Below are 13,964 nucleotides of genomic sequence, written 5' to 3'. Positions count from 1 at the left end.
GGCGAAGCGGAGCGGCGTGGCCTGGCTGGCGGCCAAGGTGGGTCATGGCACTTGGGTCAAGGGCAGCGATGCCGCCAGTGACTGGGTGATCCGCAACGAGGAGGAGGGCCGCATCGAGCTGTGGCAGAATCTGCCGGTCCAGCTCGATCGGGCCGCCATCTTCCGTCCGCTGCTCGAATCCTTGGCGGGGGGGTGATCTCAATAGCCTGCTCGGCTATGACAAGGAGGCGGGGCGCGTGGATCAGCGTCAGCTGTTCGTCGACTGGTTGGCAGAGCAGGGCATAGCGGGCAGCGAGGAGCGACTGCTGTTCAGTCACGGCGCCCAGCACGGCATCATGCTGGCCCTGCTCGCCACCGGTTGTGTGGGTGAGACCATTTTGTGCGAGGGGCTCAGCTACCCGGGCCTGCTCGGCAATGCCCGTCAGCTCAAGAGTCAGGTCGTGGGGCTCGCCATGGACGAAGAGGGACTGCTGCCCGAAGCGCTCGAGGCGGCCTGCCGCCAGCGTCGTGCCAAGCTGCTCTACCTGACTCCCACCCTGCAAAATCCCACCACGGCCATCATGAGCCCGGCCCGGCGCGAAGCCATCATCGCCCTCGCACGCCGCCATGACCTGCTCATCATCGAGGATGACGTCAATGGCCTCTTGCCCGAAACGCCGCTGACTCCGTTGGTCAACCTGGCGCCGGAGCGGGTCATCTATCTGGGCAGCCTGGCCAAGATTGCCTGCGGCGGGCTGCGGGTCGGCTTCCTGCTTGCACCGCCCGCCCTGCGCGCCGCCTTTGCCCAGGCAATGCGGCTCTCCAGCTGGATGGTCAGCCCGCTGCTGATCGAACTGGCCTGCAAGCTGGTCAGCGAGCGCCAGGTGATGGCCCTCATCGCCCAGCAGCGCCAGGTACTGACCCGACGCGGCGAGCTGCTCCGTCACCTGTTGCCGGGAGCGCGCTGGCAGCCCGGATCCATGCACGCCTGGCTCCCCCTGCCAGAACCCTGGCGCAGTCAGGAGTTTGCGCAGGCCGCCGACGCCCTCGACGTCGGGGTCGCGAGTGGCGAGCACTTTGCCGCCGGTCAGTTTGCCGCCCCGCAAGGGGTGCGCCTGAGCCTGAGCCAGCCAGCGACCGATGCCAAGGTGGCCGAGGGCCTGGATCGCCTCGCCGGGTTGCTGCGCGCAGCGCCCCCTGCGAACTCCTTGCTATAGTCAGTGGCCGTGCAAGCCATTGCACGTCGCCCACCGCCCCGAGACAGCCAGTGGTTTATTGCCTTGTGCACGCAGGAGAGCCCATGTATCTGACCTCTATCCCCCTCTTGCTCATCAGCCTGTTGCTGACGGGTTGCGCCACCCCAGCCCGCCAGCAACAGCTTGCCGCGGCGATTGGTGGCCTGGATAGCGAGCTGCAGCAACTGGAAGAGCAGCTGGCCGTCATGAACAGTCTCCACTATCAGAAGGCGATAGATGCACCGCTCAGTCTGCGCCAGGCATTGACTACCCGGACTCCTGGCCCCAATGGCCTGATCCCCGCGCGGCAAACCCTGGCAGATGGCCCACGGCTTAGCTACGACTACCGACTGCCCCAAGGGGTGGCGACCCTCCCCCTCGGCAACCCCTGTCTGGATTACGAGTTCGAGTTGCGTCATCTGGGACTGCTCGGCCAGCTCGCACTGCACTGGCAGGGCGCCAATGACCAGGGGAGTCTGCTCATTGACCAGCGCGATTGTCCTTTCTCGGTCAAGGGGCCCGGCCTGCAATAGTGGCTGGGACAACGGCGGCATCGAGCCGCTCAGGGGATCAAAAAAGGGTTGGCCGCCGGCCAACCCTTTTTCACGACTGACAGCCGCGCGCTCAGCTGATGCCGCGCAGCAAGATGCCGCCGATCAACAGCGGCGCCACCAGCCGCCAGCACCAGAGCAGTGCGAAACGCGCCAGCGGATGGGACCCCTCGGGCAGCATCTTCTCCCCCAGTCGCCAGCCAAGCAGCAGGGTCAGCACCAGGCCAAACAGCGGCATCATCAGGTTGGAGGTGAGGTAGTCGAGCAACTCGAACAGCGTCTTGCCAAACAGGGTCACCTCGGACCAGGGACCGAACGAGAGGCTGACCGGCACCCCGGCCGCCATGATCATCAGGGTCAGCACCAGACAAGCGCTGCGCCGCGACCAGCCCCACTCCTCGCAGGTGAAACGCACCAGATGCTCCAGCATGGAGATGGACGACGAGAGTGCAGCCACCAGCAGCAGCAAGAAAAAGACCAGGGCCAGCCCCTGACCGAAGGGCAGCTGGTTGAACACGGCTGGCATCGTCATGAAGGTGAGGCCCGGGCCCGCGCTTGGGTCTATGCCGGTCGACGCCAGCGCCGGGAATATCATCAGCCCCGCCAGTACCGAGATAAGGCTAGCCAGGGTCACGACCCAGACCCCGGAGCGCAGCACACCCTGGCTGTTGGGCAGGTAGGCACCATAAGTGGTGTGCACGCCCAGTCCGATGGAGAGGGAGAAGAACGCCAGCCCCAGGGCATCGAGCACGCTCTCGCCGCTCAGCTTGCTGAAGTCGGGCAGCAGCAACTGACGCACCCCGGCCATGGAGCCCGGCAGAGAAAGGCCGACCACCACCAGCAGCAGCATCATGATGAACAGCGCCGGCATCATCCAGCGCAGCGCTCGCTCGACACCTTTCTGGATCCCCCCCTGCACGAACCACCAGGTCAGGCCCGCAAACACCAGATGGGTCAGCGCCGGCCACCAGGGGTTGCTCACATAACCGTTGAACAGGGCGGTCAGCGCCTCTCCCTCGCTCAGGTTGAGACGGCCCATGGCCGCCAGCCCCACATAACCGACCGTCCAGCCGCCCACCACGCTGTAGAAGCTGTAGATGCAAAAGCCGCACAATATGCCCATATAGCCCATCCAGCGCCAGTTCGGCCCGACCAGCTTCTTGAAAGCCCCGAGCACACCACGTTGACTCTGGCTACCGAGCAGGGTCTCCCCCACCAGCACGGCCACCCCCAGGGTGAAACTGAACAGCAGAAACAGCAGCAAGAAGGCGCCGCCGCCATTGGTGGCAGTTACATACGGAAACTTCCAGATGGCGCCGAGACCGATCGCCGTACCGGCTGCGGCCAGCACATGACCGAGACGAGAAGACCACTGCACCTGGCTCATACCAACTCCCTTGAGGACAACATGATTGACTCCATGATGGACAAACAACAAAAAGGGCCGCCCTGAGGCGACCCTTGCAATGAAATCCGGCTAACTGATGTCTGCAAGCTCACCTCTGGTAGGCGCGACTAAATCGGCCAAGCTGAACCAGACGACGTGACATGGGATCCAGACCATCGAGAAAATGTGGCGACAGCCTAAACCATGGCAAGGCAAGTTGACAGATCCCGTCAGTGTTTTTGCACTGAATTAGTTGAAAATTATACGTTCATCCATTTGAGCAGTATTTGATCGAGTCGCACTGCCCAAAACCAGCCGTTCCTCTGGCGACCCGTTAACCAGGGCATTGCCCGCCCAGCCCGGTCTTGACGCCCCCTCTCACACCAGACCGCGGATCAAGATACCGCCGATCAGCAAGGGGGCTAGCCAGCGCCAGCAGCCGAGCAACAAAGTCTGCCAGGAGAGTCCAAGGCCCCGAGGCAGGATCTGCCGTCCCAGTTTCCAGCCAAGCAGCAGCGTCAGCCCCAGGCCAAACAGCGGCATCATCAGGTTGGAGGTGACAAAGTCGAGCAACTCGAAGATGTTGCGGCCAAACAGCGTCACCCCGGACCAGGGGCCGAACGATAGGCTCACCGGGATGCCCCCCGCCATCACCAGGGCGATGATCAGGGTGCAACTCGCGCGGCGGCGCCAGCCCCAGCTCTCGCTGATGAAGCACTGCAAATGTTCGAGCAGGGAGATGGCCGAGGAGAGCGCAGCCACCACCAGCAAGGCAAAGAAGAGGGTCGCCAATCCCTGACCGAAGGGCAGTTTCTGGAAGACGGCCGGCATGGTCATGAAGGTGAGTCCGGGGCCCGCGGCGGGGTCTATGCCGGTCGCCGCCAGCACGGGGAAGATCATCAGGCCAGCCAGCACGGCGATCAGGCTCGCCAGCAACACGACCCAGAGGCTAGAGCGACCAACCCCCTCGCTGTCGGACAGGTAGGCGCCATAAGTGGTGTGGATGCCAAGGCCGATGGAGAGGGAGAAGAAGGCCAGCCCCAGGGCATCGAGCACCCCGTTCATGCCGAGCTTGCTAAAGTCCGGCAGCAGAAAGTGGCGTACCCCGGCCATGGCGCCGGGCAGGGTCAAACCCACGGCGGCGAGCAGCACCATCATGATCAGTAGGCTTGGCATCATCCAGCGCAGGGTACGCTCCACCCCTTTCTGCACGCCCCCCTGCACACAGCACCAGGCAAGGGCGGCAAACAGCAGGTGCGTCAGCAGTGGCCAGACGGGATCCCCGACATAGTCATTGAAGCGGGCCGTGAGCGCGGCGCCATCACCACTGTTGAGGCTGCCGGCCAGTGCCATGCCGGTGTAACCCAGAGTCCAGCCCCCCACCACGCTGTAGAAGCAGAAGATGAGCAGGCTGCAGACAAGGCCCATGACGCCGAGCCATCGCCAGTGCGGGCCGGCCAGACTGGACAGGGCGCCTACCACGCCGCGCCGACTGCGGCTGCCCAGCAAGGTCTCGCCCATCAGCACGGCGACCCCCAGGGTGAAGCTGAACAAGAGGAACACCAGCAGGAAGGCGCCACCGCCATTGGCAGCCGTCACATAGGGAAACTTCCAGATGGCGCCAAGGCCGACGGCCGATCCTGCGGCGGCGAGAATATAACCCAGGCGAGAGGACCATTGGGACTGCTGCATACGAACTCCGGTGTCGAGGCCAGGACATTGGGTGGCGCTGGCGAAAAGCGGCAGCCAGAGTAAGGGAGAGGGCGCGCAATCACAATCAACTAAAATGGGTATCAGGGGTCATTATTGGCACGATTAACCAATTAAAGTCTATTTTTAGAACTTTAATTCCAAAAAATAAAAACCGGAGCAAATTTGCTCCGGTTTTTGTGCGGGGTAATGCGGGCCCCTGACGCAGATCACGCTCAGATCACGCCAAGTTCGCGCAGCCGCTCCATCAGGTAGCTGTGGGCAGTATGGCGCTCGGAGAGCACCACATCCGGACGCGGATGCAGGAAGAGCGGCAAGGAGATCCGTGACTTGTTGGCGCTGCCGCCACTTGGGTTGATCACCCGGTGAGTGGTGGAGGGGTAATAGCCGGCGGAGGCCTCCTGCAGCATGTCCCCGATGTTGATGATCAGGGTGCCAAAATCGCAGGGCACGTCCATCCACTCCCCATCTTGCCCCATCACCTGCAGACCCGGTTCGTTAGATGCGGGCAGTATGGTAAGCAGGTTGATGTCCTCGTGGGCGGCGGCACGAATGGCTCCTGGCTCCTCGGTGCCATCGAACGGCGGATAGTGCAACACCCGCAACAGCGTCTTCTGGCTCTCGTCGATCATGGAAGAGAGCGGGCAGCTGTAGCTGGCGGCGATATCGCTCGGGGTGTACTGCTCCACCCAGGAGAGCAGCTCGGCGGCCAGGCTGTTGGCCAGCTGGTAATACTCCATGGCTTGCGCCTTCAGCTCTTCGGGCATCTGGCCCCAGGGATAGAGGTGGAAGTACTCCTTGATGTCCTTCTGGCTGTGACCCTTGGCCACCTCGGAGACTGAGGGCGGGAAGTAGCCGTCCTGGGTCTCCCGATTGAACAGAAAATCCTGTTTGCTCTCGCTCATGAAGAAGCGATACCAGTTGTCATAGATACCCTGCACCAGTTCCTTGGGGATGGGGTGATTGGTCAGCACACCGAAGCCGGTGGTTCGCAGGGATTCGGTGAAGCGCTGGGCGGCGTCTGGCGCCCGATAATCAACGGTCAGGACTTTCATGGTTGCTGTTGCATGGCTGTTAAAAAGTGGCCGCAAGTTTACCCTCATGCGGCTCGCAAGAAAAGGTGTGCCGCCCCGGCCCAGCCATGCCGGGGCGCAGACAGGCAGCCGCGGCATACAAAACTGCCCGCAGCCCTCTTGTTCCCGGACGAACCGGCTCCTAGAATGCGTCATCCCATGATCCGCCCAGATACGCCATGCCCGCCGCAAGGAGCATTTAGATGATGAAACGGACGCTAGCCAAGGGGATTATCCTTGGCATCAGCCTGCTGCTGGGAGCCTGCAGCAGCCTCTCCCAGGAAGAGTGCGCCGCCATGAGCTGGTACAACCTGGGCTTTGCCGATGGTGAACAGGGCAAGGCTCCGGACGCGAGCAAGGGGTATGCCGACAGCTGCGGAGAATACGGCATCAGAGTCGATCAGGCCGAGTGGCAGCGCGGTTACAAGAAGGGACTCGAGCTTTACTGCATCCCGGAGCTGGCCTATCGCAAGGGGCGAGAGGGCTCTGAGTATCAAGGGGTCTGTCCCAATGACGAAACCTTCCTGCGCCAGTTCGAACGCGGTCGTCAGGAGTACCAGCTGGCCGCTCGACTCAACGAGCTGAGCAATGCCATCTCCCAAAACGAGCAAGACATCTACCAGCTCGAGCAGCGGATCCGCAAGGAGAACGACAGTGCCCAGCGTGACAGTTACCGTTATCAACGGGAGCGCGCCATACGCCGCGACAGGGCGCTGCGCGATGAATACAACCGGCTGCGCTACCCACCCCGGGTGATAGAGTTCAAGCTATAAGTTCACAGCACGCGGCCAGCATGGCGCAGAGCCCGATGCGCACTGGCCATTGCATGAGAAGAGGCCGATGCACTGCATCGGCCTCTTGCTATCAAATGTTAAGCTGGCGCGACTAAAGCACCCAACGCGCCAGACCCAGCGCGATGCCGTCCTCGTTATGATCCGCCGTGACCTTGTGTGCCAAGCTCTGGATCTGCGGCGCCGCATTGCCCATGGCGACCGCCAGCCCGACCTGTTCGAACATGCTGATGTCGTTGTTATTGTCGCCAAACGCCACCACCTCGCTCATGGCGATCCCCTCCCCAGCCGCCCACTGGGCCAGCCGGTTACCCTTGCTGCAACCGGGTTTGACCAGCTCGACCGCATAGGGCGCGGCCCAGTCCTGGGTGAAGGGCAACGCCGCTATCTTACGGCTGACAAAATCGTGCAGGCGGGCCGGGTCCTGGCCAAACAGCTCCAGCTTCCAGACCTGAGGCTGGGCCAGCAAATCGGCGGCGCTCTGGGGCAGGAAGCTGACCCTGAGCCGGGCATCCATCTTGGCCGACCAGTCGCGGATCCGCGTGACATAAGGCTCGCATCCCAGATGGCCTATGCCATGAGAGAGGTGAGCCAGGGCCTCAATCTGTTCCTCAGCCATGGCTGCCAGCAACTCGGCCAGGGGATCCCGAGCCAGGGGATCCCCTGTCAGGATCCGATCCGCGTTGGGATCATAGAGATAGGCACCGTTGCTGCAGATAATGGGGGTATCGAGCCCCAGTTCATGATGGAAAGGGTGCGCCGTCATGAAGTGACGCCCGGTAACCAGCAGCACCTTGATGCCACGGGCACGGGCCTCGGCCAGCGCCTGTCGGGTCGCGCTCGAGATCTGGTGATCCCGGGTCAACAGAGTGCCATCCATATCGAGCGCTATGGCTCTGTACTGCGTCATATTCCCTCCAAACAGGCTAAACAAGAGGGGATAAATTCCCAGACTCGCCCCCGGGATGCAAGTCTCATCAGGACTGAGGGGCCCATTCTGTGATCTGTCTGCCCCTGTCGGCCCGGCGTCGCAGCGCATAGAAGCCTAGCACGCAAAGCAGAGAACAGGCCGTCGCCAGATAGAAGGGCCACTGATTGCCCGCCAGCAGCGCCAGGCTGCCCAGCACCACGGCCACTATCTCGCTGCCGACGGCGATGCCGCGATAGAGCCCCATGGCCTGACCCTGCTGCTCGGCCGAGCTGCGATTGGAGATGGCCACCGAGGTCGCCAGCTCCCCCAGGCTCATGCCGATACCGGCGGGAATAAACGTGAGCGCCAGGCCCCACCACTGGCTAGGCAGAATAAACATCAACATCCCCGCCGCCATCAGCAGATGGCCGACTATGCCCAGGGCGCTGCCACGCCAGTGGCGAGAGAGCCAGCCCCCCAGCCAGGATCCGAGCATCATGGGCACGCTCACCAGCACGGCCCCTTGCGCCAGTTGCGCCGGATCCCAGGTCAGCTCCTCTACCAGCCAGACATTGAAGTAGCTGAAATAGAGCTGCACCGCGCCATAGCTGAGCAGGGTCAGTGCGAAGTAAGGCAGCAGGGCCGGTGCAAGCAGCAGGGCTCGATTTGACAGGCGCGGTGCCGTGGCAAGATTGGGCAGTGGCGGTCGGTTAGGCACTAACCAGAGGACCAGCAGCAAGTTGGCCGCCGTCATTGCCACCGCCAACCAGGCCGCCACGCTGTAATCCCCGGAGATGACGGCGGCATAACCCCCAATCATGGGGCCCAATACCCACCCCAGATTCATGCCGATGTTTATCATGGAGAAGTTGCGGGCCTTGGTCTTGGTCGTGCTCATGTCCGCCGCCATCGCCTGCACTATGGCGATGTCGCCGTTGAAGAAACCTTCCAACACCCGGCTGAGCAGCAGGATTGGCAAGGATCGCCAGGCGATCCCCAGCGCCATCAAGGCATAACCTGCCAAGACGCCGACCAGACAGATGGTCAGTATGGGTTTGCGACCATAACGATCCGACAACCGCCCCAGCAGGGGCGCCCCCAACAACTGGAACAAGGGGTAGAGCCCCATCACGACACCCAGCCACACTTTGCGACTCCAGTCCGAGGCGTCCGGTGTCAGCATGCCTTGCGCCGGATCCAGCATCAAGGGTGCCAACACCGGCGATGGCAAGCTAAAGCCTGCCACCGCCAGCGTCACCGTCATCACCAGCACCCACAGGCTCACCTTGTCTCTACGGCTCTCCATCGCACCCACCATTAAGTAAAGTTAAAAGTTTATTTATACTGGTGAGCGATGCTTATTTTGTAAAGTGAATTGTTGATTTAAATGATGCATCTACCCATAATTCCCCCATAGACGCTGTCGATAACCCGATGCAGATAATCAGAGTGACTTCATGAACGCCAGCACCGACAAGATACTTCACCTGCCCAAGATGCCATGGTTCCCCCAGAGCGCAGCCACTGCCAGCAAGCGCCATTCGATAATCAGGGTCACAGCATGAACGCCAGCACCGACAAGATACTTCACCTGCTCAAGACCCAAGGCCCCCAGAGCGCCGCGGCCCTTGGCGAGCAGTTGCAGATGACCTCCATGGGCGCTCGCCAGCACCTGCAAGCCATGGAGGCCGATGGCTGGGTGAGCTTTCGGGATGAGGCCCGAGGGCGAGGCCGCCCGAGCCGACTCTGGCTGTTGACCGAACAGGCCTGGCAGCGCTTCCCCGATGGCCATGGCGAGCTGACTCTTCGTCTGATTGAAACGGTACAGCAGCTGTTTGGGGAGAGCGGACTGGATAAGGTGATTGCTGAGCGCGAACAGCAGCAGTTGGGGCGCTACCGGGTGCAACTGGCCGAGCTCTCTTTGGCTGAACGAGTAGCGGAACTGGCCATCTTGCGCACCCGGGAAGGCTACATGGCCGAGGCCCGCCGGGAGGCGGATGGCAGCTGGCTATTGTGGGAGAGTCACTGCCCCATCTGTGTCGCGGCGCGAGGGTGTCAGGGTTTTTGTCGCAGCGAACTCGCCATCTTCGCCGAGTTGCTGGCCCCGGCCCGGGTCGAGCGTGAGGAGTATCTGCTCAGCGGCGATCACCGCTGCCTCTACCGCATCAGCCCCCCCTCTCGATGACGCCCAGGGACCCGAGCAGTAAGCCTTTGAGCCAAGCCTGCGGGTCTGTAGCCCGCGACAAAAAAACAACAAAGCAGGCGCCGGGAGGCCTGCTTTGTTGTTTTCTACGGACCGGTAAGCCCGCATCTGTCTGTCATGGCCCGATTAGGCGTGACGTCTTATGGTGCTCGGAGTCTGGTTGGACTCGTCGCCGCAGGGGCTGGATGCTGCCACTGCCTGACCACCGTTTGATGAGTTCATATTACCCGGATGCCTCGGGTGAGTGGTTGCGAAGAATTGGTTATTTTCGATTGTTTTTGCAACGACTCACCCTTAATCTAGAAAAATACAATAAAACATTGCGACAAGGTGACAAAGCATGCTGAAACTGGATCGTATCGACCGTCATATTCTGGAATTGATGCAGGAGAATGGTCGCATCAGCAACCTGGAACTGGCCGAGCTGGTCGGCCTCTCCCCCTCTCCCTGCTCACGACGGGTCAAGGCGCTGGAAGATGCGGGCCTCATCGATGCCCATGTCACCCTGCTCAACGCTCGCCAGCTGGGGCTCACTCTCACCGCCTACATTCACATCTCCATGGACAGACATACCCCTGAGCGATTCGAAAACTTCGACACCGCCATCTCGGCCCTGCCAGAAGTTCTCGAATGCGACCTTATCACCGGCAACGATGCGGATTACCAGCTCAAGGTGGTGGTGCGCGACATGGAACACTATCAGCACTTCCTGCTGGACAAGCTGACCCACATTCCCGGAGTGACCGGGGTGCGCTCCAGCTTCGTGCTGCGCCGCATCAAGCAGAAGACAGCTCTGCCCCTGAACCACCTGGGCTGAGGCTAGCGGTCCGGCCACCCTGATGAGACGGCATGAAAAAGAGGAGGCCAAGGCCTCCTCTTTGTTTGGTGCTCTTTTACCCCTGAGCGCTCAGACCGCTGCCGCGCTGACATCCTCGACTTGCAGCAGCCAGCCTTCGGCCGCCTGGCGGGGGGCGCCACTTAGCACCAATCGCTCATCAGTCTGCGCGGCTTGCCCCTGCGGCAGCTCGACCAGCAGGCTGTCCGAGCCGGTATCAAATACCCAGCGCCTCTCACCAAGAGATTCTATCAAATAGCCTTCAATCTCGACCTGCGACTGGGCGTGCCAAAGCGGCTCCACCGGATCCCGGCTCTCGATGAAATCGGCCTGCACACCAAAACTGGCTAGTCCCCATAGGATGGAGAGTCCGACCCAATGCTGCATTTCTGGTACTCCTCACGTGGGACTGATGAGGCCAGTATGGGAAGAGAAAACTGAGTACACCATGAACAGTCGGGCAAACTGCTAGCGGGATCGCGAAAAAAAACCGACCAGAGCGGTCGGTTGCGTCATTTTGTGATGAGGATCTCCCCTCAGTTGGTGGCTTCCTCTGCCGTGGCGGCCTCTCCTGGCTTATTCATCCACATGGCCACCCCATGGTGATCGTCACAGATCCCCTGCTCGCGCACCGCCTTGACCCGGGTACCATCCTTGCAGATAGCGCGCCAGGCGTCGGCATCATCGATCTCCAGCGGGCGCGCATGCTGGCCCGTGCCACCACAGGCCACCAGCAAGAGCCCCAACAGCGGGGCCAGTCGGCTTATCCTTGTCATCCATGATCTCCTCACATTGCCCGATTGGGCTCAGCGACCCAGCTGGCTCGAGATGCGATCGCACAGTCCCTTGAGCTGGGTCAGCTCAGCATCGTTCAAGTCCACCTGATTGCGCAAGTTGTCGGCCAGGCAGCTGGCACGAACCTCGGCCTGCAAGGCACGTCCCGTGTCGGTCAGCACCACACACTTCTGCCGCTCATCTTCCGCCGACACGGTGCGGGTGAGCCACCCCTTGCTCTCCAGCCGCTTGACGATGGGGGTCAGTGTGCCCGCATCCAGCCCGGTATCCTGGCCAATCTGCTTGAGGCTGACCCCGTCCTCGGCCCAGAGGGAGAGCATCACCAGATACTGGGTGTAGGTGAGATCCAGCCGATCCAGCAGGGGGCGGTATGCACGCATTACCGCATTGGAGGCGCTATAGAGCGCAAAACAGACCTGCTTCTTCAATTCGCTCATGGCACTACCTCGCTAGCTATGGGGCCAGTATACCCGAGATTAATCGCCACCCAAATATTTTGCACACAAAGTAGTTGTCAAAAGCGTGTCGCGGTATTAGCCTGAATTTACTTTGCACACAAACCATAGTGAGACGCCATCATCATGAAGAGCCTCTATCGCACTCAGGCACTGGCCCAGGCCGGTCGCAACGGGGAAGTTCACACCCAGGACGGTACCTTGCAATTGGCCCTGGCCCTGCCCACCGATCTCGGCGGCAACGGCCAGGGCAACAACCCGGAGCAGTTGCTGGCAGCCGGTTATGCCGCCTGCTTCTCCAACGCCCTGCTTCATGTCGCCAAAGCCCTGGGATCACCCCTTGCCGCAGCGCCTGTCGCCACCACGGTCGATCTGCTGGCCCGTGCCGATGGCACCTTCACCTTCGCCATCCTGCTGGAGGTGACCTTGACCGGGGATCTCGCCGAGCAGATAGTGCGCAAAGCCCACCAGACCTGCCCCTTCGCCAATGCCATGCGGGGCAATGTCGCCACCCGCCTGCTGCTCAACGGCCAACTACTGGAGGAAACCAAATGAACCAGCTCAGTCGCCAGATCCAACTGCTACGCTACCCCAACGGCCTGCCAAGCCTGGCCGATTTCACTCTGGCCGAGGTGGCGCTGCCTCCTCTGAATGAAGGGGAGGTGGAGGTCAGCAACCAATGGCTGTCGGTGGATCCCTACATGCGGGGTCGCATGTCACTGGCCAAGAGCTATGTGCCACCCTTCACCCTCAACAGCGCCCTCGACGGCGGCGCCATCGGCACCGTGATCGCCTCCCGCCATCCGGATTTTGCCATCGGCGATAGGGTGAGCAGCATGCAGGGCTGGCGCGATCACTTCATCGCCCCCGCCGCCGCGCTCACCCGCTTGCCGCAAAGCTCGCTGCCGCCCCAGCGCTTCCTCGGCGCCCTCGGCATGCCGGGCATGACCGCCTGGGTTGGCCTGCACAAGATAGCCAAGCTGCAAGCCGGTGAAACCGTGCTGGTCTCGGCCGCCTCGGGGGCCGTGGGAACCATGGTGGTGCAGCTTGCCAAGCTGGCCGGCGCCCGCGTCATCGGCTCCACTGGCTCGGCCGACAAGGTAGCGGCCCTCGAAGCCTTGGGCATAGATGAGGTGATCAACTACAAGACGACCCAGGATCTGGCCGGCGAGCTGGCGCGTCTGGCCCCCGAGGGGATCCATGTCTACTTCGAGAATGTGGGGGGCGCCATGCTGGAGGCCGCGCTGGATCACATGGTGATCAACGGCCGCATCGTCATGTGCGGCCTCATCGACCAGTACAATGGCGCGGGTCAGGGAGGGCCGAACAACCTCTCCCAGATCATCCGCAAGCGCCTCACCATGCAGGGCCTGATCGTATTTGATCACTGGCAGCACTATGGCGACTTCCTGGCCGAGGTGACCCCCGCCTTCGAAGAGGGGCAACTGCAGGCCAACGAAACCGTCTATCAGGGGCTGGAGCAGGCGCCTGCTGCCTTCATCGGCCTGTTCGAGGGACGCAATACCGGCAAGATGCTGGTCAAGCTGGATTGATAGCCCCTCGCTGACGGCTTGCGAAACGGGTCCACAGGTTCTAATGTGGGCCCGTTTTTCATTCAGCGAGGAATCCAATGTCCACTCCTTACCCCCGCGTCGGGATCGGCGTCATCCTGGTCAACGCCCAGGGACAAGTGCTGCTCGGCAAACGCAAGGGCAGCCATGCACCCTACTGGTCCATCGCTGGTGGCCACCTCGAGCTTGGCGAAAGTTTCGAAGCGGCGGCAATCCGCGAAGTGGCCGAGGAGACCGGCTTCATCATCCACCATCCCCAAGTCGTCGCGGTGAGCAACAACCTGGAGACCTGGCGCGAGAGCGGCCTCCATTATGTCTCAGTTACCCTGCTGGCCAAGGTCGATGGCGAACCCGAACTGCGTGAACCAGATAAGTGCGAAGGGTGGTGCTGGTGCGATCCGGACCATCTGCCGGAACCCCACTTCGACGCCAGCCGCCAAGCCATTGCCAGCTGGCGAGCCGGGCAGTG

General features: G+C 61.9%; 15 protein-coding genes and 1 pseudogene. 8 read left to right on the top strand and 8 right to left on the bottom strand.

Annotation, left to right across the window (positions count from 1 at the left end; translation table 11 throughout):
- Together G113_RS13890 and G113_RS13885 are read left to right on the top strand one after the other, a co-directional pair.
- Positions 1 to 1,196: pseudogene (locus tag G113_RS13890) on the top strand (aminotransferase-like domain-containing protein); the annotation flags it as partial.
- 83 nt (positions 1,197 to 1,279) lie between these two features.
- On the top strand, positions 1,280 to 1,747 hold the full coding sequence (locus tag G113_RS13885; RefSeq protein ID WP_005904770.1) for a hypothetical protein: 468 nt from the start codon (positions 1,280 to 1,282) through the stop codon (positions 1,745 to 1,747).
- Positions 1,748 to 1,838: 91 nt separating this feature from the next.
- On the opposite strand, the gene G113_RS13880 is transcribed toward G113_RS13885, so the two are convergent.
- The 3 genes from G113_RS13880 to G113_RS13870 form a co-directional block, all read right to left on the bottom strand.
- Complete coding sequence (locus tag G113_RS13880) at positions 1,839 to 3,152, bottom strand: sodium-dependent transporter (RefSeq protein WP_005904768.1); 1,314 nt, start codon at positions 3,150 to 3,152, stop codon at positions 1,839 to 1,841.
- A 378-nt stretch (positions 3,153 to 3,530) separates the two neighbouring features.
- Positions 3,531 to 4,844: a sodium-dependent transporter gene (locus G113_RS13875; RefSeq protein ID WP_005904766.1), complete on the bottom strand. Its 1,314-nt coding sequence runs from the start codon at positions 4,842 to 4,844 to the stop codon at positions 3,531 to 3,533.
- A 233-nt stretch (positions 4,845 to 5,077) separates the two neighbouring features.
- Entirely contained in the window at positions 5,078 to 5,917 is an 840-nt protein-coding gene (locus tag G113_RS13870; protein WP_005904763.1) for an isopenicillin N synthase family dioxygenase, read from the bottom strand.
- Positions 5,918 to 6,138: 221 nt separating this feature from the next.
- Between G113_RS13870 and G113_RS13865 the strand changes: the two genes are divergently transcribed.
- Complete coding sequence (locus G113_RS13865) at positions 6,139 to 6,708, top strand: DUF2799 domain-containing protein (protein WP_005904761.1); 570 nt, start codon at positions 6,139 to 6,141, stop codon at positions 6,706 to 6,708.
- Positions 6,709 to 6,820: 112 nt separating this feature from the next.
- Here the strand turns inward: G113_RS13865 and G113_RS13860 are convergent, their stop codons facing one another.
- Complete coding sequence (locus G113_RS13860; protein ID WP_005904759.1) at positions 6,821 to 7,636, bottom strand: Cof-type HAD-IIB family hydrolase; 816 nt, start codon at positions 7,634 to 7,636, stop codon at positions 6,821 to 6,823.
- A 67-nt stretch (positions 7,637 to 7,703) separates the two neighbouring features.
- On the bottom strand, positions 7,704 to 8,942 hold the full coding sequence (locus tag G113_RS13855) for an MFS transporter (RefSeq protein WP_005904757.1): 1,239 nt from the start codon (positions 8,940 to 8,942) through the stop codon (positions 7,704 to 7,706).
- Positions 8,943 to 9,197: 255 nt separating this feature from the next.
- On the opposite strand from G113_RS13855, the gene G113_RS13850 reads away from it, so the two are divergent.
- Both G113_RS13850 and G113_RS13845 read left to right on the top strand, forming a co-directional pair.
- Positions 9,198 to 9,821, top strand: coding sequence for a helix-turn-helix transcriptional regulator (locus G113_RS13850; protein ID WP_005904754.1), 624 nt, complete (start codon positions 9,198 to 9,200; stop codon positions 9,819 to 9,821).
- A gap of 358 nt (positions 9,822 to 10,179) precedes the next feature.
- Positions 10,180 to 10,656 carry an Lrp/AsnC family transcriptional regulator gene (locus tag G113_RS13845; RefSeq protein ID WP_005904753.1) on the top strand — a complete coding sequence of 159 codons (477 nt, stop codon included), beginning with the start codon at positions 10,180 to 10,182 and terminating at the stop codon, positions 10,654 to 10,656.
- A 90-nt stretch (positions 10,657 to 10,746) separates the two neighbouring features.
- Here the strand turns inward: G113_RS13845 and G113_RS13840 are convergent, their stop codons facing one another.
- From G113_RS13840 to G113_RS13830, 3 genes are all read right to left on the bottom strand, one after another.
- Positions 10,747 to 11,061, bottom strand: a complete 315-nt coding sequence (locus G113_RS13840; RefSeq protein WP_005904751.1) for a hypothetical protein — start codon at positions 11,059 to 11,061, stop codon at positions 10,747 to 10,749.
- A gap of 149 nt (positions 11,062 to 11,210) precedes the next feature.
- Positions 11,211 to 11,441, bottom strand: coding sequence for a hypothetical protein (locus G113_RS13835; protein ID WP_152436057.1), 231 nt, complete (start codon positions 11,439 to 11,441; stop codon positions 11,211 to 11,213).
- Between the two features lie 39 nt (positions 11,442 to 11,480).
- Entirely contained in the window at positions 11,481 to 11,906 is a 426-nt protein-coding gene (locus tag G113_RS13830) for a MarR family winged helix-turn-helix transcriptional regulator (RefSeq protein ID WP_005904747.1), read from the bottom strand.
- Positions 11,907 to 12,050: 144 nt separating this feature from the next.
- On the opposite strand from G113_RS13830, the gene G113_RS13825 reads away from it, so the two are divergent.
- From G113_RS13825 to G113_RS13815, 3 genes are all read left to right on the top strand, one after another.
- Entirely contained in the window at positions 12,051 to 12,479 is a 429-nt protein-coding gene (locus G113_RS13825) for an Ohr family peroxiredoxin (RefSeq protein WP_005904743.1), read from the top strand.
- A complete protein-coding gene (locus G113_RS13820; protein ID WP_005904741.1) occupies positions 12,476 to 13,477 on the top strand; it encodes an NADP-dependent oxidoreductase in 1,002 nt (333 codons plus the stop codon). The genes G113_RS13825 and G113_RS13820 overlap by 4 nt, the downstream gene beginning before the upstream one ends.
- Before the next feature lie 77 nt (positions 13,478 to 13,554).
- Positions 13,555 to 13,964 (top strand): nucleotide triphosphate diphosphatase NUDT15 (locus tag G113_RS13815; protein ID WP_005904739.1); only part of this gene is annotated, 410 nt, incomplete at its 3' end.

The organism is Aeromonas molluscorum 848, assembly GCF_000388115.1.
Classification (GTDB): Bacteria; Pseudomonadota; Gammaproteobacteria; order Enterobacterales; family Aeromonadaceae; genus Aeromonas; species Aeromonas molluscorum.
The sequence above is the reverse complement of the archived record's forward strand: the minus strand, read 5'-3'. Positions and strand labels throughout refer to the sequence as shown.